This window comes from Bradyrhizobium lablabi, assembly GCF_018131005.1.
Lineage (GTDB): Bacteria > Pseudomonadota > Alphaproteobacteria > Rhizobiales > Xanthobacteraceae > Bradyrhizobium > Bradyrhizobium lablabi_D.
Genome location: NZ_JAFCJK010000018.1, coordinates 1 through 19,045, shown reverse-complemented (window position 1 = coordinate 19,045; position 19,045 = coordinate 1). Strand labels below are relative to the sequence as shown.

Sequence of the window (19,045 nt, the reverse complement as noted above, 5' to 3'; positions counted from 1 at the left end):
GGCCATTGTCTGATCTGCTGTGCGAACGTTCTCCTGTCTTGTGAACCCGGCTGGTTAGGACGTCCTTTAGGCGGCGGCCCTGGTATTGCTGCGAACCTGCCGTTCGATCCATTCATAGGTCTTCTCGAGACCGGAGCGGAGCGTCGCGGACGGCTTCCAGCCGAGCTTCTGGCCGATCAGGCGGTTGTCCGAATTGCGGCCGCGCACGCCGAGCGGGCCGGGGATGTGCTTCTTGACAACCTTCTTGCCGGCGATGTCGGACACGAGATCGACGAGCTGGTTGATCGTGACCATCTCCTCCGATCCGACGTTGACCGGACCTTCGAAGTCCGACCGCGTCAGGCGGATGGTGCCTTCCAGGCACTCATCGATATAAAGAAACGAGCGTGTTTGGGTGCCGTCGCCCCAAATCTCGACTTCGCCATGGTTGGAAGCCTGGGCAACCTTGCGGCACACGGCGGCGGGTGCCTTCTCCTTGCCGCCTTCCCAGGTGCCCTCGGGCCCGAAGATGTTGTGGTAGCGTGCGACGCGGTTTCGCATTCCATGGTTTCGGTTGTAGGCGAGGTATAATCTCTCAGAAAACAGCTTCTCCCAACCATATTCGCTGTCGGGAGCAGCAGGATAGGCGGAATCCTCGGCGCAATTCGGATTGTCGGGATCCTTTTGGTTATGTTCCGGATACATGCAAGCCGACGACGAATAGAACATGCCGCGCACGTTGCGCTTCTGACAGGCATCAAGCATGTTGAGATTGATGGTCGCCGAATTGTGCATCACGTCGGCATCATGCTCGCCGGTGAAAATGTAGCCGGCGCCACCCATGTCGGCGGCGAGCTGATACACCTCGTCGAACTTGCGGTCGGTGATCTGTCTGCAGAAATTCTGGTCACGAAGATCGCCGACAACGAAATCATCGGCCTCCGTTTCCGCGAACGGCGGAAATTTCAGGTCGACGCCACGCACCCAGAAGCCTTCACGCTTGAGCCGCTTGACCAGGTGCCCGCCAATGAAACCACCCGCGCCGCACACAAGAGCGGTGGACATGTTCTTCGTCGCCATTAGATCTTCCTTTCCGCAGTTTTCGCACCGATAGCGTAGTCGAATACGACTTCGAATCGGTCGGTTACCGTTTTGATGTCGTAATTGTCGAGCGCAAATGATCGCGCTTTGGCGGCGGCATTTGCTCTCAAAGCTCCATCATCGAGAAGCCGAAGGGCAGCTTCGAGGAAGGCCGGCTGATCGACGGGATCAACGACCAATCCGGCGCCATTGCGGCGAACCACATCGGAAGCGAGATTTTCCCTGGGCGCCGCAAGCAGAACTGGGCGCCCGGCGCAGAAGTAGGACTGCACCTTGGAGGGCACCGAGAATATTCCCGCTTCCGGTTCGATCGTCGCGACAGCGACATCGGAGGTCGCTAATACCTTGGGAAGATCTGCAAAAGGCTGCAGCGGCAGCAGGACGAGATTGTCCAGCCCGAATTCGGCCTTGGCCTGCTCGAGGTGCGCGACGCCAACACCCTGGCTGACGGTCACGACTTTGGCGCGCCCCTTCACAGCCTTGGCAAGCTGTACAAGGAGATCGGGATTATGCTTCAGCCCAAGCGTGCCCGAATAGAGAAAGTTGAACGAGTTGTGCAGCCCATGACGGCGTGCCCATTCGTTGTCTTTTGGATAGGGGGCGATATCGTTCAGCGCACCCCAGTTCTCGATCACAAAGACATTGTCCTCGGTGCCGGTCCACTTGCTTGCGAGAGGCGAGAAGGCATTCGTAATGACGACGACTGCATCGGAGCTCTGAAACTGCCGCCGCTCCAGAAACCGGTAGTAGGCTCCGACCATGGCGCCGGGTGGTCCCAGCTTCTTGCGCAATAGCTGCGATACGGCGACGCTGTAGAAATCCTGGACCCAGAACACGAACTTCGAGCCGTTCTGCTTGCAGGCGTTGACGATGGCCGATTGCGCCTCCGTCGGCGTATTGCCTGATATGACGACGTCCGGCTTGTCCGAATGCACCAGTTTCGCAACCGCCTTTCCGTAGGCCACGTCGTCGAACCTGCGGCGCACGAAGGACGCCTTGTCGTAAGGGCGCGACAGCTTGACGCCTGTAAAGGACAGGTGATCGGGATCGGCGGGCGATCTCTCGAGCTTGCCCTTTGGCCCGAGATCGCCGTGGAAGTAGGCGTGGCTTACCTTGTGTCCCCGGACGGCCAGCTCGCGGCTGAGATCGACCTGGAACGGGTGACCAGCGTAGTCGTGTACAAGGATCTTCATGACAGCCCCATCATTCTCACAACCAAAACGTGGCCGTCATGAGAGTGCGCGTGACGCGAGACCGCTGGCCACGCGTCGGCACGGAGTTGTCTGTCCTCGGTTTGCACTATTCTCAATTTCGAACCTTGTTGAACGCCGCACAGTTAGTGTGCAGGCGTGCTTTTATGTTTTGGAGGCACCCTGCGCGAATCTAGGTCATCAGCGGAGTGGTTCATGATCGCGGCTTCTATTCGACGAGTAAGAAATTCTTGTGTCGGTTGTGAATTCAAATTCGATGCCAAGTGGCGGTCGTGGCGAGCAGCCCTCGGCTCGAAATCAAAAGTCGTCGCGTCAGGCGTTCTTGCCTCAAAGCGGCCACATAGGCAGGTCTACCAGACGTCTCCGCAACGCGCCGCTGTAGCAGATCCGATTCGTGGGGTTCCCATGTCGTCCAGGTTGATTGCTGCCGCACTCGTCGGATGGTTTGCAACTTGCCATGCGGCTATTGCCGATCCGATGACTCTGGATTTTTCCTGGCGCGGCGCCAAGGGCTGCGTCACGCTGTTTCCAAACCCGGAATTCCATCTTCGTGGTATTCCGGCAGGCGCCAAAATCCTTTTACTCACGCTGACGCAAGGTGTCAGGGAAATGGGCGGACAGGAGCTTCCGGTTCCGGAGAATGGCGTTCTGCCGTCGGGAACATTCCGAACCTTCGCTCCGTGCACTCCTGGCGTTTATCAATGGACGGCACAGGTCAAATCGGCGACCGGAGAGGTTCTGTCCGAAGCGCATAAGGCGCGCTTCTATCCGACCGATGAGCTGGCGCAGGATAAGCCCTGACCCGGCCGGGAACGGCGCTTCAATGACGTCTGGCAAAGCGTTGGGCCGACATGTTGTACAACGATGTTGGGCGCGACGTCCGCTCCTGTTGCATCGGCCAGCCGCTATGGTTGTTGCTTTGCTCGTCGCATGATCGATTCAGGCCGGTTCGGCGCCTGTGTTCCACCAGAGATGCGTTAGCAACGCGAACCTGATTTGCGGATTCCGCATGTCGGCACCCTCTGCGTTCGGGTCTGCTCGATTTTCAGGCGACGTCCGCAAGAGAATTCGGCGAAGTGATGCCAACGACGCATCGGTTCCCTGACGTTCGCTGGGCGAACGATTGTGAGCGACGCCCTTCAGTGAGATCCCGTGCTTTGGAACTGGCGCAGCTGTTCCATTTTTACTGTATCGCGAAGAAGCCGCAATTAGATTGATAGCTTTTGTGACAGGTCGCTTCAGCCTCGAAGTCCCTGCCGACTTTGCCCAAGTGAACCAATCGAATTTCGACTGCAAGTCTCAGTATCAAGTTCAGGTGCTTCAAGCTTTCGAAAGCCCGTCCATTATGATGTATGTACGCAGACGTGTCTCGTGGTCACTGTGCGCATGCTTGCGTCGACGATTTGTAAGACCCGAGGTTGACCGCCGACCCACCGCTCACCGCGCCGGAGAGACGGCATGACCAGGACGGTACTGGTCACCGGCGGTGCGGGATATGTGGGCTCCCACTGCTGCAAAACATTTGCCGGGGCTGGCTGGAATGTAGTGACGCTCGACAATCTCTCGCGCGGCTGGCGCGACGCGGTGCGCTGGGGTCCCCTGGTGGAATCGGATGTCCGCGACCCGATTGCCGTGCGTGAAGCGCTGGAAAAGTACAAGCCGGATCTGGTTGCGCATTTCGCGGCCTTTGCCTACGTCGGCGAGTCGGTCGAAGATCCAGCGATCTACTACGAAAACAATACGGCCGGAACGCTAGCGCTGCTGAATGGCATGCGCGCGGCGGGGTGCCGCCACATCCTCTTCTCCAGCACGTGTGCCAGTTACGGTATCCCCCAGCAAATCCCCATTGATGAAAGCCATCCGCAGGCGCCGATCAACCCGTATGGCTGGTCTAAGATGATCATCGAGCGGATGTTGGAGGATTTCGGGAGGGCCTACGGCATTGGATCGACCTCCTTGCGCTACTTCAACGCGGCAGGTGCCGATCCGGAGGGCGAAATAGGCGAGCGACACGAGCCCGAAACACATGCCATCCCGCTGGCGATCGAAGCAGGGCGCCGAACCGATCGCCCATTTACGATCATGGGCACCGATTTTCCAACGCCTGATGGCAGCGCGATCAGGGACTACATCCATGTCAACGATCTTGCGCGGGCCCACTTGGTTGCGGGAGAAATGCTGCTCGGACAGGGCGGTACACATGTGTTCAATCTGGGTACCGGCGTTGGCACCAGCGTGCTCGAGTTGATCGAGGCGGTGGAGCGTGTCGCCGGGAGGAAGCCGGTCGTGCGGCGCGGCCCGCGCCGTGAGGGCGATCCCGCCAAGCTCGTCGCATCGTTCGGGAAGGCCGAGCGAGAACTCGACTGGCGTCCACAATACTCCGGTATCGACTTTATCATCAAGACCGCGCTGCAGTGGCGCGACCGTCATCCGCCCGTCTGACACGGCAACGAAATGACCATGCTCGCTTTCATCGCGGACCTGCCGTTAGGCGAGGGCGTCACCCACATTTCCGTGACGTCGCCGGCGGACATTGCTGGAGCAGAAGCGCGTGAGGGCATGACCGTGTTCTGGTACGGTGACCGTCCGATCGGCCATGTGCTGGCGCACCAGGGGCAACGGATCGGCTCAAGCATCGATCATATCGACTCCGACTATCTTCTGGCGATCGAGGGCGAACTGCAAAGACAGGTCAAGCCTACTGTCTCGGCCAGCGTGGTGATCTGCACGCGAGACCGGCCGGATGAACTGGCTGCATGCCTTGCGTCGTTGCCGAGGCAGAGCTGCCGGCCGCGCGAGATCGTCGTGGTCGACAACGCGTCGCGGGACCGGCGGACGCGCGATGTCGCATTGGCAGCGGGAGTCACTTACATACGCGAAGACCGGCCGGGGCTCGACGTCGCGCGTAATGCCGGCGTGCTTCGCGCAACCGGCGACATCGTCGCCTTCACCGACGACGACGTGCTGCTTCATCCCCATTGGCTGGAACGGCTGGTAGCCGCGTTCGACCGGCCACAGATCGCCGCCGTGACCGGGCTCGTGCTCCCGGCAGAACTCGCAACAGAGGCGCAACGGCACTTCGAGACCTACTGGGGGTTTGGCAGAGGTTATCGCGAGCAGGACTTCGACAGTTCGTGCTTCAACGGCGCTTTTCCGGCATGGGAGATCGGGGCCGGAGCCAGCATGGCTTTCCGCCGCGACGTGTTTGAAAAAGTCGGCCTGTTTGACGACCGTCTCGATGTCGGTCAGGCGGGCTGTTCTGGAGACTCGGAATATTGGTACCGGTTGCTCGCAAGCGGCCACGAGTGTCGCTACGTACCATCCTCCGTGGCTTTCCACTCTCACCGACGGACGGTGGAGGGGCTCGCGAGCCAGATCTACTACTACATGCGAGGCCACGTTGCGGCACTGCTGGTTCAATATGAGCGAACCGGGCTCCCGGAAAACCGCATGCGTGCGTATCTGTATCTACCGAAATGGTACTCGTATCGGCTGCTTCGCAGAGCGTTTGGTCGCAAGCGTATTGAAGACCGCTTTCTCAACGAGGAGATAGCCGGCTGCGTCTCCGGCATCCGCTTCTATCATCGCGAGGGGAAGCGCAGATGACGGCCGGTTCGCTCACTTCGATCGTGATCGCCGCTCGCGATGCCGAGAAGACCATTGCTCGAACCCTTGAGAGCCTGCTGGCCCAAAGCGCCCCGAGATGGGAGGCGCTGATAGTTGACGACGGCTCAGTCGATGCAACGCCGGCAATCGTTGATGGCTATGCGGCGCGGGATGCCCGCTTCATTGCACTGAAATCCATTGGGCGGGGTGTATCGACAGCCCGCAATGTCGGCCTGTCCCGCGCAAACGGAGAACGGATTCTGTTCCTCGATAGCGACGACTGGATCGACGCGCAATTTCTGGCCAAAATGAACGCGGCGCTGGATGAAAATCCCTCTGCGATCGCCGCCTGCTGCGATCATTGTCGGGTCATGCCGGACGGCGGCCAAACGCCCCGGTATCGCAATGCAGTCGTTGCAAACAATCCGTTTGAAGCTTTTGCGCGCAGCTGTCCGGTGGCCGTTCACGGTGTCCTTGTCAAAAAGAGCGCAGTGCAGGAAGTCGGTGGCTTCGACGTCGATCTGCGCACCTGCGAGGAATGGGATCTGTGGCAGCGGATTGCGCGAAGCGGCGGCCGCTGGATTCACGTCGACGAGTTGCTCAGCTATTACTGGTCGAGTGAGCATTCCCTGTCCAGCGATGTCCAGCAAATGCTTGTCGATGGGAATGCCGTTATCACTCGCGGATTCTCCACCGATGCGCGGGTGCAAAATCCGGCGCCCACGTATCGAAACGGAGCATCGGCCGCTCACGGCAGACCGCTGGCGGCAGCGCGCGCCTATTTTGCACTTTGGTGCTGCGGCATAGATTGCGCTCGCGGAAAGTGGAGCCTTCCTTCAACAGAATTGTTGACCGGCATACCTCAATCGGAGACAGCAGCGGACCAGATCGCCTTTTGCCTGCTCGACGCACTCGCAGTGGGGGCGCGAACAACGCCTGCACGACTGGCCGGCCGCTGGGCTCAGTTTGGCGCGCGTGTGACCGAATTGATCGCCGCAATCGGGCAAGCCTGGAGCGATCCGGCAGCAGCCCGAAAGGTCCAGTATCGATTTGAGCGCGTGCTGCTGGACTACGATGACCTTTCGGCTCCACGGGAGTTGGCGCTGACACTCGGCCTTCGGGTCGACCTGCGGCAGCTTCCGGAGCTATGCCCGCCCAGTCATATTGACCGACTCTACGTCTACATTTGCGATGGGCCAGAGGTGCTGGCCTTGTTCGACGTCGGAGTGCTCGGCACCGTAGATTCCGACTTTTGGACAAAACTTGTTGACGAGCACCTCGGCCATTTGGAGCCTCCGGCACATAGGCCCCGGGGACTTCAACGTCAGAGCCGGCCTGCCAAGTTGATAAGACGGCTTCGAGAGTTTGCCCGCAGCAACCCGGACAGTCACCAGTATCGGCTGCAGGTGTTGCAAGACCGCATGTTGCGTGGGGTCCGGTCAAGACCCGCTTCGAGTTCGCCGATGTGGGGCAACCGGCAGAACCATGCCTTTGAAGATAGTCCAAGCGAAATTGGGCGTGAGTTGTTCTGGGAACGGTTCTTCCAAAAGGAGGATCCCTGGAACTACGGCTCGCCCTATGAGCAGGAGAAATACCAGCGGCAACTGGAACTGCTGCCGCCTGAACCGGCGGAACGTGCCATGGAACTCGCCTGCGCGGAAGGACACTTCAGCCAGCAACTGGCTGGGAAGGTCGGGCACCTCCTGGCATTCGATATTTCGTCGACGGCACTCGAACGGGCTGGCCTGCGATGCAGCGGTATTCGCAACGTAGAGTTTCACAAGCTTGATCTATCGGCCGATCCTCTCCCCGGCGAGATGGATCTCATCTGCTGCTCCGAGGTGCTTTACTTCCTGAATGACGAGACCGAATTGGCGCTTGTTGCAGAGAAAGTCGCGCGGGCCTTGCGTCCCGGCGGTCATCTCATCACGGCTCACAGTTTCGTCTTGAACGACGACAAATCCCGGACCGGATTCGATTGGGAGAATCAGTACGGAGCCGGGACGATTGCGCGGGTAATGGCAAGACTGCCGGATCTTGCGCTTGAATCATCGATACAGACCGACCTCTATCGCGTCGATCGCTACAGGCGGCCGAAGCCTGGCGAGGTCGCGCCGGATCCGCAGGTGACGTTCGCACCGATCGCGGCGCCGATTGAAAGAGAGGTCGCACGATTTATTGTACGGAACGGCGCCGTCAGGCGGCGGTCGGAAGTCCGGCAATCGGAGCGGCGCACACACGTTCCGGTCCTGATGTATCATCGCATTGCGACCGATGGGCCGGAAGCGCTTGCGCGCTACCGCGTCAATCCGGACACGTTTGCCGAGCAGATGCTGTGGTTGCGAAGGAACGGCTACCACACCATCAACTCGGAGCAGCTGGCGTGGTTTGTCGCCAACGACTACTCGTTCGAGGGCAGGCCGCTGTTGATCACCTTCGACGACGGATATGAGGATTTTGCCGAGCAGGCCTGGCCGATCTTGAAAGCCAATGATCTGTCCGCAGAAGTGTTCATCGTGACCGATCTGGCGGGCGGGCGGGCGGAGTGGGATAGATCGTTCGGAACACCCGCGCCGCTGATGGATGCCGACAGGATTGTCGCGCTTGCCGGCGAAGGAGCGATGTTTGGCAGTCACCTCGCGCGCCATCCGCGAAGCGATCGGCTTTCGAGCTCGGAGCTGGCCGAAGAACTGCTGCGGTCCCGTCTCCAACTGGAGACGTGGCTGGGGCGGCCGACGACGTCGCTTGCGGCTCCATTTGGATGCACCGATCAACGGTTCAGAATTCTCGCGGCGGAATGCGGCTACAAGGCCGTGTTCAACACGGTCGACCGGGCCGCCGGCTTGAAAGATGATCTGCTCGACCTTCCGCGCATCGAAGTGAGGGGCGATCACAGTCTGGAAGCGTTTGTGCACTGTCTGGAGCAGTATCAATGAGCACAAGTGCGCATCTGGTCAGTGTGGTCATTCCGGCCTTCAACGCCGAAGCAACGATCGACGAAACGCTTCGCAGCGTAAGGTCCCAGTCGCACGAACGGCTCGAAATCATCGTGGTGGACGACGGCTCGACTGACGACACGGTTGCCGTCGCCGCGCTGCATGCGGATCGGGATCCCCGTATCACGATCATAAGGCAGGATAACGCCGGCGTGGCAGCCGCCCGCAATGCCGGATGGCGGGCCGCCAGCGCCGAATTCATCGCCTTCATCGATGCCGATGACTTGTGGGCGCCTTCCAAGGTCGAGCGCCAGCTTCAGGCCATGATTGCCGGAGGAGAGCGGACGGGCCTCGTCTACAGTTGGTACGCCTGGATCGATGCGAACAGCCGCGTGAGCGTCAAGTCCGATCCGGTGTTTCATGCAGGCGAGGTGTTGGACTATCTGTTCGAAGGCAATTTCATCGGCAATGGAAGTTCGGCGATGGTGCGCAGAGAGGCCCTGGTCGCTGCGAACGGGTTCGAGAGCGGCTTGCGGGCGTCAGGCGCGCAGGGCTGTGAGGATCTGCTGTTCTATTGCCGTGTCGCGGAAGCGTATCACTTCGCGGTGGTTCCTGATTATGAGATCGGGTACCGCTATCTGCCGGACAACATGTCCAGCGACATGACACGGATGTTCCGTTCCTGGATGCTGGTTGCGGACGAGATGGCGGCTCGCCATCCCGATCGTATCGCCTTGCTGGACCGGGGGATCTGCAACTACGCCCGATGGCTGCTTCGAAGAGCGCTGATGGGCGGCCAATTGAGGTACTTTGCATCGGTCATCGTGCTGTTGGCCCGGCGCAATCCTTCCCTGGCCGTCAAGGTTGTCGCACTTGACTTGCCGCGGGATATTGCCTCGGCCACGCGCTGGACCTTCCGCAATATGCGACACAAAGAGCTGCGACGGCCATCGCCGTCGTTCCTGATCGGCGACCCCAAGCAATCTCGATGGCAGAAGACGCAGACGACATGACAAGGCCGAGAGCGGCGCGGCGTGCCGCATTGGCCGAATTGTGGCGGCTCCTCAAGGTGGCTCCGCTACCGCGTTGGGCGACGCCCACGCTGATCGTGCTTGGCCTTGCCTCGTCGCTGGCGGAAACGGTCGGGATTACACTGGTGCTGCTCTTCTTCTATCTCGCCATGGGGCAGGTAGAGCTTGCCACGTCGACGAGCGGCGTCCTGGGTGATGCGCTCCGGCACGCGACCGGCTGGTTTCATAGTTCGACCGAAACCGCGCTGGTGGTGCTTCTTCTCATCGTGATTCGCGGCGCGCTGGCCTTTGCAAATACGCTGATCAGCGCGCACGTCGGCGAGCAGATCAACGAAGTCGCGCGCAACCGCGTCCATTTACAATATCTGTCGACCTCATATTCGTTCTTTCAGCGCCATGACGAGGCCTATCTCATGGAGGTGCTGGGGACCGAGACATGGTTGATCTCCGGGGCTTACAGCAACCTGACCCGCATCATCGTCAGCTCCTGTTCGATCTTCCTCTTCGTGTCATTTCTCTTCGCGCTCTCGGTGAAGATTACGGTGATGGCTATCGCCGCTTCGATGGTCGTGTCGGCCGGGCTGCGTCTCCTTTCCAGGCCGATGCAGGAACTCGGCGGCGGGGTGAAGGTGGTCCATCAGAGACTGGGGGAACACATGCTGATGACCCTTCAAGGCATGCGTACGATCCGTGCGTATGGCCAGGAGAGGGTGCATCAGCAGCGCTTCGAGGGTGCGTCAGCGGAGGCGCGCCGGGTCGCGCTGGGACTCGCGCGTCTTTCCGCGCTGGTTTCCCCGCTCACGGAAGTTGGCTATCTGGTGGTGCTTTGCCTCGTCATCGCTTCCGCCGACTTGTGGGGAATCGGGTTTGCGACCAGCCTTACGGCGGTAGCCTTGCTCTATCGATTGCAGCCGCATATGCGGGAGCTGGAGACCAGCCTGTTGTATATGGCGCAAATCGAGCCGCAGCTGCGTTCGATCCGTCTCATGCTGGAGAAGGACGGCAAGGATTACCCGAAGCCCGGACACATCGCCATCAACAGGCTGAGCGGCAACGTCTCGTTCCGCAACGTGACCTTCCGCTACAACGCGGAATCCGAGCGCGCGCTCCACGATGTCTCCTTTGACATTCCGGCCGGCAAGATCACCGCGCTCGTCGGCGCGAGCGGGGCAGGAAAGACCACCATCGTGAACCTTCTGCTTGGACTTTATTCGGCGACCGAGGGAAGCATCAGGGTGGACGGCTGTCCTATCGAAGATCTCCGCCGGACCGATTGGCTTGGCCTGCTTGCGATTGCCGGCCAGGACGTCGACCTTGTGGAAGGCACTGTGATCGACAACGTTCGCATGTCCAAGAACGACGCCTCGGAGGAGGAGATCCTGCACGCGTTGCGCGTGGCAGGCATTTCGGAAGTCGTCGAGGCGCTGCCCGACAGGTACAACACCTGGATCGGACAGCACGGCATGCGCTTTTCGGGCGGACAGCGTCAGCGGATCGGACTGGCCCGCGCGATCGTCCGCAATCCGGATTTCTTGATCCTCGACGAGGCCATGAGCGCGCTCGATCGCTCGCTGGAGGAGAGCATCAAGCGCGCAATCCAGCTGCAGCTCAAAGGGCGAACCTTGCTGCTCATTACGCACCGCCTGGAGTCAGTGCTCGACGCGGATCACGTGGTGTGCCTTGAGGCCGGCCGGGTTTGCGCGGAGGGATCTCCGGCGATGCTGCAGGCGGATTCCAGCAGTCTGTTTGCCCGGAGTCTTCGGGTGGGAGCCCTTCGAGCCGGACATTGAACCTGCGCTGTCTCGCGGCAGTTCGGCGCGGATCGGATTTCGAAATCCGCGACTGCGCGCGCTCAGTTCCGACCGTAGTATTACGGTTTAGACTTAAAGCTGAAGGCGCTCGCGAAACCTGTGATGAGTAACGGATTCGCACGTCGAATTGACTGCGACGCATTTTCCTCATGCGAACCGGCATCCGTTTCGCTCGAAAACGCTATGATTCGTCACTGCACACTCTGTTCCTTCGCGGAACTCGTTGGCACGCGGTGGCGCATCAAAGCTCTCAGTTGAGAGTTCCTCGAAGCAAGCATCGCGCACGCTTCAATTTTTCCCGAAATTCATAAGTCGGCTTGAACGCCTTCGTGGTGGTTGTGGTGTCAAAGGAGCACAATCCATCATGACAGCAAACCCAACCAATGCGAGCGTCATCGCCGGAACTTCCGGATCAGACATTCTCTTCGGCGGCGCGGGAAACGATCTTCTCACCGGAGGAGCAGGCAACGACATCTTCGCAATTTCGAAGGGCTATGGCTCTGACACCATCAGCGACTTTCAGACCGGCGTCGGCGGTGACGTGCTGCGTGTTCAGAATTACGGGTTCGCAACATTTGCGACCTTCCTTGCGGCCGCCAGGCAGGTAGGTTCCGACACGGTCGTCTCGCTGTCGAGCACTGAAACCCTGACGTTGCAGAATGTCACTCTATCTTCTCTCGTCGCGTCCAATGTCGTCCTCGACAATCCGCTTCAGGGCAGCGCCTCGCCGAACACAGCGGCGCTCTCGGTCCTGGCCGGCGGCACGTTGACCGGCGGAGCGATGAATGACTCGCTGCAAGCGTCCGGAACCGGCGTCACATTGATCGGGGGCACGGGAGACGATAGCTACTTCATGTTCGACCACAACACCAAGGTCGTCGAACAGGCAGGCCAGGGTATCGATACCGTCTACGACGGGATGATCGACGGCTACAGCCTCGTCAATGCGCCGAATGTCGAAAACTTGATCCTCGGTGGCAGCGACGCATCGCCTGCGACCGGCAACGACCTCGACAACATCATTGTCGGCAATGCCGGCAACAACGTCATGGATGGCGGCAAGGGCAATGACGTGCTCAACGGCCTCGGCGGCATCGACACCTTCATTATCGCTCCTGGCAACGGCAACGATATCATTAGCGGATTCACTGCCGGCGTCGGCGGCGACATCCTGCAACTCAACGATACCGGCTTTCAGACGCTATCGGACGTCATCGCTGCCATGAAGCAGGTCGGTACCGATACCGTCCTCACGCTCGGCAGTGGCGAAACCCTCAGACTCAACAATACCAAGATCACGGACTTCACCGCGGCAAACGTCAACATAGTCACGCACCGCACCGACCTGGTGCAGACCTTCAACGACGATTTCAACACGCTTTCCGCGGGTCAGGACCCGCACATGACCTGGCGCACGAGCTATGCCTGGAGTGGAGCGGCGAGCTACTCGCTCGCCGGCGAGCAGCAGATCTACGTCGATCCGAGCTTTTCAGGATTGCCGGGAAGCCAGGCTCCGGCGTCGCTCGGCCTTGATCCGTTCTCGATCCAGGATGGCCATCTCGTCATCACCGCGCAGCCGTTGCCTTCGAGCGACGCGGCCTATGTCGGCGGCCATCAGTTCTCGTCGGGCATGATCTCGACCCAGAACAGCTTCGTCCAGACCTATGGCTATTTTCAGATGACAGCCACCTTGTCCGGCACGCCCGGCGCATGGCCCGCCTTCTGGATGCTGCCCACCAACCCGCATGGCCTTGCCACCGAGCTCGACGTGCTCGAGGGGCTCGGCACGCATCCGGACCAGTCCCATTGGGGGCTCCGATCCTCGACCACGCCTGATCAGGGATATTGGTCGAATACGGCCAACCTGACTGCGGGCCAGCATACGTTCGCGGTGGAGTGGACGCCGTACACGCTGACCTTTTTCGTGGATGGCGCCGAGGTAGGGCAGGTAGCAACTCCCTCCGACATGAACACGGCGATGTACATGATCGCCAACCTTGCCATGGGCGGGAGCTGGGCCGGCAATGCCACCCCCGACGCGACGGCAAACGTGAGCATCGATTCAATTACCGCGTATCAACTGCCGGAATACACGCTGGCGAATTATTCGCTGCTCGCCAGTGCAACTCCGACCGGCATGATCACAGGAACCGCGAGCGCTGACACCCTGACCGGCACATCGGGTAACGATCTGATCGACGGAGGAGGAGGGGCCGACACCTTGACCGGCGGCGCCGGCGACGACACCTATCTCGTCTCCGATCCGAACGCCAAGATCGTGGAAGGCTATGGCGGCGGCATTGATACGGTGAAGTCGTCCGTCACCTACACGCTCCGCGACTATGTCGAGAACCTGACGCTGACCGGAACGGCTGCGATCGGCGCCACCGGCAACTCGCAGTCCAACATCATCACCGGCAATGACGGCGCAAACGTCATCACCGGCGGGCTCGGCAACGACATCCTGACCGGCGGCGGCGGCGCGGATACCTTCGTCATCAATGCCGGCGACGGTTCGGACATCATAACGGATTTCACGCCGGGTTCCGGGGCAGGGCACGACGTGGTTCAGCTCAACGGCTTTGCATTCACCTCGTTCAGCGACATCCAGGCGGCGATGACCCAGGTCGGGAACGACGTCTACCTGGCGCTGACGAGCCAGGACACTCTTGTTTTCCGTAACACCATGATCTCGTCGCTTACCAGCGACGATTTCCAGCTTCCCGGTTCGCTCCCTGTCGGCGGCATAATTACATCCTGGATCAACGGAAGCGCCAGCAGCCACATGGTCTATGGGACCTCGGCTAACGACAAGATCACGGCATTCAATACCGACGACACGATGGTCGGATGGACCGGCGACGACACCTACGGCGTCAGTAACGTGAACCAGAAGATTGTCGAGAACCGCGGCGGCGGCATCGATAGTGTCGAAGCCTGGTCGTCCTATACGTTGCCGGACAACGTCGAGAATCTGACCATGATGCTGGGCGGGGTCACCGGCACCGGCAACCAGTTGGCTAACCGCATCGTGGGCTCGAGCGGCGACGACACGCTCAACGGGGGCGGTGGCAATGACTGGATTTTCGGAGGCGCGGGCAACGACACGTTCGTCTACACCCCGGGCAGCGGCAACGTCACGATTGCCGACTTCCATGTTCTAACGCCCACCAGTGCCGAGCAGGACAAGCTGACGCTAAAGGGCTACGACGCCTCCGCTTACTTGACGAATGTCGGCGACGTCTGGACCGTCCACTATGCAAGAGGGACCGATACGCTCAAACTGGTTGGCGTCAGCCAGCTGACCTCGTCAGACGTCTCGTTCGTCACCGACTGGAATACGCCGATGACCATGACGGGGCTCGCGGCTCCAACGGCCTCGTTCGCAGCCGGCAGTCATGTGGACGCATCGGGCTTTACCGCCGTAAATCAGCTGACCTTGACGGGGAGCGCGCAGGCTGGCGTCACCGTCGAAATTTTCGATCAGGCAACCCTGATCGGAACCACGATCGCCGACGCAACAGGCGCTTGGTCGTTTGCGACGGGAACGTTGTCCGACGGCAGCCATATCCTCACCGGCAAGGCCGCCGATGCCCTCGGAAATCTCAGCGCCGCGTCAGCGACGTTGAACGTGACAGTCGATACGCAGGCACCCGTGGCGCCGAGCCTCGTCTCGGCCATGCTCGCGTCCGGGAGCACCGTCACCGCGTCCGGTGCAGCGGAAGCCGGAAGCATCGTTAAATTATACGACGGAGCGGTTCTGCTCGGCACTACGGTCGCGGCATCCAACGGTAGCTGGAGCATCAACACCGGCTCGCTCGCCACAGGAGCGCACAAGCTTTCCGCGACCTCGACAGACGAGGTCGGCAATCAAAGCTCGTCCTCCAATGTGCTTGCAGCGGTGGTCGGTACGTCGCTCGAGGCGATCGGCACAACGTCGTTCACCAGAGTCGGAAGCAACTATTACATGTCGAACGCCGATAAGGCGGTCCTGCTGAAATATGGCGGTGCGACGGTCACGGCGGGGCAGTTCGGCACATGGTCGCCCGTAGCTGCGGAGGCGACCTCGAGCGGCTACGACGTGGCCTGGAAGGATTCGGTCACTGGTCACTACGCGGTCTGGACCACCGACAGCAACGGCAACTTTGCGTCCAAGATACTGAACGACGAGTCGGTAACCAGTTCATCACTTGAATCGATCGAAACCGTCTTCCATCAGGACTTGAATCGCGATGGTGTGATCGGCGTGCCGCCGGCGACCTTGACGACGCCAAGCATGCTATCGACAACATCGATCGAAGCATCCGGCGCGACCAGCCTGGATAAACTCGGCAACACCTACTTGCTCGACTCGATTGGTGGCGGCCAGGGACCATCGTTGAAGTACGCCGGTGCCCCCGTCGTTGCCGGGCAATTCGGCACTTGGGCGCCGGTCGGTGCGGAAGCGACTTCGGATGGCTACCATGTGGCCTGGAAGGATACCGTTTCCGGCCAGTACGCGGTATGGAGTACGGATAACAACGGCAACTTCTCGTCCAAGCCGGTGAATAGCGCATCGGGGACCGACGCGTCACTCAAGTCAGCCGAAGCCGTCTTCCATCAGGACCTCAACGGGGACGGCGTGATCAACACGCCTTCGACAATCCTGGATATTTCCGGAAAGGTCGTCCTGGACTTGGCCAATATGGGCCAGTCGGTCACGATCGAGGCGGGCGCCAGGCTCGAATTGACTGGTGCCGCTTCCGGATCAATCACCTTCAGTGCCGCAACCGGCACGTTGGTGCTCGATCATGCGTCCCAGTTCACGGGAAAATTGAACCATCTGAGCGGCGATGGCACCGCATCCAACTCGAACCAGATAGACCTGAAGGATATCGCTTTCGGAGCCGGAACGTCGGCGTCCTATGCGGGAGATACATCTGGCGGCGTGCTGACCGTGGTCGATGCTCAAAACCATGCTGCGCATCTGTCGCTGGTCGGCGATTACACTCAGTCAGCGTTCAATCTTTCGAGCGACGGAAGCGGCGGCACGCTGGTCATCGATCCTCCCAAGGATGGATTTGATTTCGGCTCAATTCCGGTGCCGGCCGCACAGGCGCCGACAGCTGCATGGCTGGCGGGCGACGGCTTTGCCTTCGATCACGCCAATCCATCGGCGAGCCCAGTCCATCTCGCCCTTGATACCTTCACGCATCAGGATGGTCCGGCAGTTTCTCAATCCGACAGTCTCCAAGCAATCTTGGCGGCCGCGGATCATTCCGAGCTACTCCACTTCGCGGCACCGGTGGATGCTCATCTTGCGGAGTTCCACAACTACATGCTCCACCAATAGGGCTCGGAACAGCTTTTAGCCAGGCGCCGACACCATGGTGCACGCTGCCGCGAATGCAAGAGCGAAAGACGGCAGCGTCGCTCCTAACGATTGGTGCGGTTGCTGTTCAAGTTGGGGTTCGACGATACTGCTGGCGGCACACCTTGGCCGATGGGATTTCGGAACGGATTGCTGCTCGGCTGGGTTGCGACAGGATTGCGCGAGCCCGTCGTGACATTCTGGCGGTGCTGAGCACCCTGCTGTTGCTGCGTGCCTTGTGCAAGCGCCGGCGTAGCAAGAAGGAGTGGAACGATCAGCAAGAATAGGAGCGGTAACATAGGTACCTCCATCTGCAGAACCTTGGGCAGCTAGGTGACAAGTCTGGTCTGCCAGTGAGTTTCCGACTCTCTCTTGGAAAGGGTCAAGGTTTCCCGCGGCGGGCGTAAAAGCTGCCGTTGGCCGCAGCGATCCCCTCGATGCATTATTGGGATCGATTGCGTCGCCGTCGACAGTGAAGTCGTGGCATGGTTCTTCACAATCAGTGCCAGCGGTCCGGTGTCAGCTTCGGTGCGGAACACTCATCGATTTCGTCGCACGCCGGCCGCTTGGATCAGAACACGGCCTTTCGCTCGGGTCAAAAGCCGCTAAGATAATTGGAACATCGACGCGGGAAATGGCGCGTCGATCAGTCGGGTCCGACAAAGAAGGGTATCATGTTCGCCAACTGGAAATACGGATGCGTGCTGCTTGCGCTCGTCTGCACCGCAACCGGCTCATGTCCGGATCGTGCGTTGGCGCTTACGGCTGAACTCGCCAGAAAATGCAGCGCCCTTATGGCCCAGCAATTTCCTCCGCGCGAGCCTGGAAATCCGGCAGCGGGAAGCGCCAAGGGATCGGGGCACGATCAGCGCGCATACTACGCCAAGTGCGTCGCGAGTGGCGGCAAGATGGACGGTGGGGTCAAGTGACCGGATCAGAGCGTGATGACTCAAGCACGCAAGCGGTCCTGCAACTCGGGAAATTCTAGATTACGGCTCGTGCTTCAGGCAGTGGCGGGGATGCCTCCGACTGCACCTGTTCGATCAGCGAAAGGTTTTCGACGAGGAGATAGGTCAGCAGACTCGCGAGATAAGACAGTTGCATCACCACAGCGCTGGCCACGAATGCCGCCACGCCGGTCACGAGACCACCCTGAAGGCCCAAATACCACGCCGGAACCATCAACAGAGCTGTTGCTGGAACAAGGGCATATGCGCGAAAAAAACGTCTAAGAAAAAGACCGGCTACGCCGCTTGCTATTATTAGCAAGATCAAGATCCGTCCCTCCTGCCTTTGTGTTGGCGACGTCCCGGACCGAGGATATCGCCGCTTTATCACCACGAAACTGTCGAAAAGATATCACCTTCGGGCTGCGTCGGCTAGTCGGCTGGTACCCGTACCTGCTTCCCTCGGGCGGAAAGCTGAGCAATTTCTGGGATATCCTCAGCTGTTTGCTAACGTCCTACCGTGGGTTGTGGCGGGCACCGAGAGTGAATTTTTCTGCGCGCAGGCGTACGCCGAGGCACGTGGTCCGTTCAGCTCCATCCTCGTTCCTCCCAGCGGAGCGTCATGCAGCGATCTGATCTGGGCGGCGGCTTCAATCCGCCTGCGCGGTGGAGTTCTTGCCGTTCGCACAACAGTCGGTCCTTTCGATCAGGAAGATGTTACGTCCGAGAATTCCGTGTCTTTGTCCTCGTTCGGTCACTTTCACACGGATGAAGTCGATGGTGTTTACTGGAAGGGGTTAAGGGCTCGGGCGCGGACTTCGGTTGTCGTCTTGGCACTCTTCTTGCTGAACCAGGATTGCGGACACGACAGGACTTGAGGCATCGATGAACCGGCGAATAATTCCCCTGATCATGTGTGGCGGCGCGGGCACGCGGCTGTGGCCGGCCTCGCGCGAGGTGCATCCGAAGCAGTTCCTGTCGCTGTTCGGGGCGCGCTCGACCTTCCAGGAGACGCTGCTGCGGGTTTCGGATGCGACGCTGTTCGAGCGTCCGGTGGTGATCACCAACGAGGC

General features: G+C 60.1%; 12 protein-coding genes. 9 read left to right on the top strand and 3 right to left on the bottom strand.

Translation table 11 applies throughout. The features are described 5' to 3' along the window. Positions 1 to 66 precede the first annotated feature (66 nt). Both JQ553_RS32355 and JQ553_RS32350 read right to left on the bottom strand, forming a co-directional pair. Positions 67 to 1,059: an NAD-dependent epimerase/dehydratase family protein gene (locus tag JQ553_RS32355; protein ID WP_249144777.1), complete on the bottom strand. Its 993-nt coding sequence runs from the start codon at positions 1,057 to 1,059 to the stop codon at positions 67 to 69. Then, complete coding sequence (locus tag JQ553_RS32350) at positions 1,059 to 2,273, bottom strand: glycosyltransferase family 4 protein (protein WP_212504130.1); 1,215 nt, start codon at positions 2,271 to 2,273, stop codon at positions 1,059 to 1,061. The genes JQ553_RS32355 and JQ553_RS32350 overlap by 1 nt, the downstream gene beginning before the upstream one ends. Positions 2,274 to 2,486: 213 nt before the next feature. Between JQ553_RS32350 and JQ553_RS32345 the strand changes: the two genes are divergently transcribed. The 8 genes from JQ553_RS32345 (at position 2,487) to JQ553_RS32310 (ending at position 17,954) form a co-directional block, all read left to right on the top strand. Continuing rightward, positions 2,487 to 3,092, top strand: a complete 606-nt coding sequence (locus JQ553_RS32345) for a hypothetical protein (protein ID WP_212504129.1) — start codon at positions 2,487 to 2,489, stop codon at positions 3,090 to 3,092. Between the two features lie 657 nt (positions 3,093 to 3,749). Further along, positions 3,750 to 4,733, top strand: coding sequence for a UDP-glucose 4-epimerase GalE (galE, locus tag JQ553_RS32340; RefSeq protein WP_212504128.1), 984 nt, complete (start codon positions 3,750 to 3,752; stop codon positions 4,731 to 4,733). An 18-nt stretch (positions 4,734 to 4,751) separates the two neighbouring features. Beyond that, a complete protein-coding gene (locus JQ553_RS32335; protein WP_249144775.1) occupies positions 4,752 to 5,897 on the top strand; it encodes a glycosyltransferase family 2 protein in 1,146 nt (381 codons plus the stop codon). Continuing rightward, complete coding sequence (locus tag JQ553_RS32330; RefSeq protein WP_212504126.1) at positions 5,894 to 8,833, top strand: trifunctional glycosyltransferase/class I SAM-dependent methyltransferase/polysaccharide deacetylase; 2,940 nt, start codon at positions 5,894 to 5,896, stop codon at positions 8,831 to 8,833. The genes JQ553_RS32335 and JQ553_RS32330 overlap by 4 nt, the downstream gene beginning before the upstream one ends. 23 nt (positions 8,834 to 8,856) lie before the next feature. Continuing rightward, positions 8,857 to 9,846 (top strand): glycosyltransferase family 2 protein, encoded by a 990-nt coding sequence (locus JQ553_RS32325; protein ID WP_312015220.1) that lies wholly within the window; start codon positions 8,857 to 8,859, stop codon positions 9,844 to 9,846. Further along, on the top strand, positions 9,843 to 11,654 hold the full coding sequence (locus tag JQ553_RS32320) for an ABC transporter ATP-binding protein (protein WP_249144772.1): 1,812 nt from the start codon (positions 9,843 to 9,845) through the stop codon (positions 11,652 to 11,654). The genes JQ553_RS32325 and JQ553_RS32320 overlap by 4 nt, the downstream gene beginning before the upstream one ends. A gap of 385 nt (positions 11,655 to 12,039) precedes the next feature. Next, complete coding sequence (locus JQ553_RS32315; protein WP_212504123.1) at positions 12,040 to 17,007, top strand: Ig-like domain-containing protein; 4,968 nt, start codon at positions 12,040 to 12,042, stop codon at positions 17,005 to 17,007. Positions 17,008 to 17,699: 692 nt separating this feature from the next. Next, positions 17,700 to 17,954: a hypothetical protein gene (locus JQ553_RS32310; protein ID WP_249144771.1), complete on the top strand. Its 255-nt coding sequence runs from the start codon at positions 17,700 to 17,702 to the stop codon at positions 17,952 to 17,954. Positions 17,955 to 18,009: 55 nt separating this feature from the next. On the opposite strand, the gene JQ553_RS32305 is transcribed toward JQ553_RS32310, so the two are convergent. Beyond that, positions 18,010 to 18,300 (bottom strand): hypothetical protein, encoded by a 291-nt coding sequence (locus JQ553_RS32305; RefSeq protein ID WP_212504122.1) that lies wholly within the window; start codon positions 18,298 to 18,300, stop codon positions 18,010 to 18,012. 557 nt (positions 18,301 to 18,857) lie between these two features. Here JQ553_RS32305 and JQ553_RS32300 point away from each other — a divergent pair. Continuing rightward, the coding region (locus JQ553_RS32300; protein ID WP_249144769.1) for a sugar phosphate nucleotidyltransferase at positions 18,858 to 19,045 on the top strand (188 nt) is incomplete at its 3' end.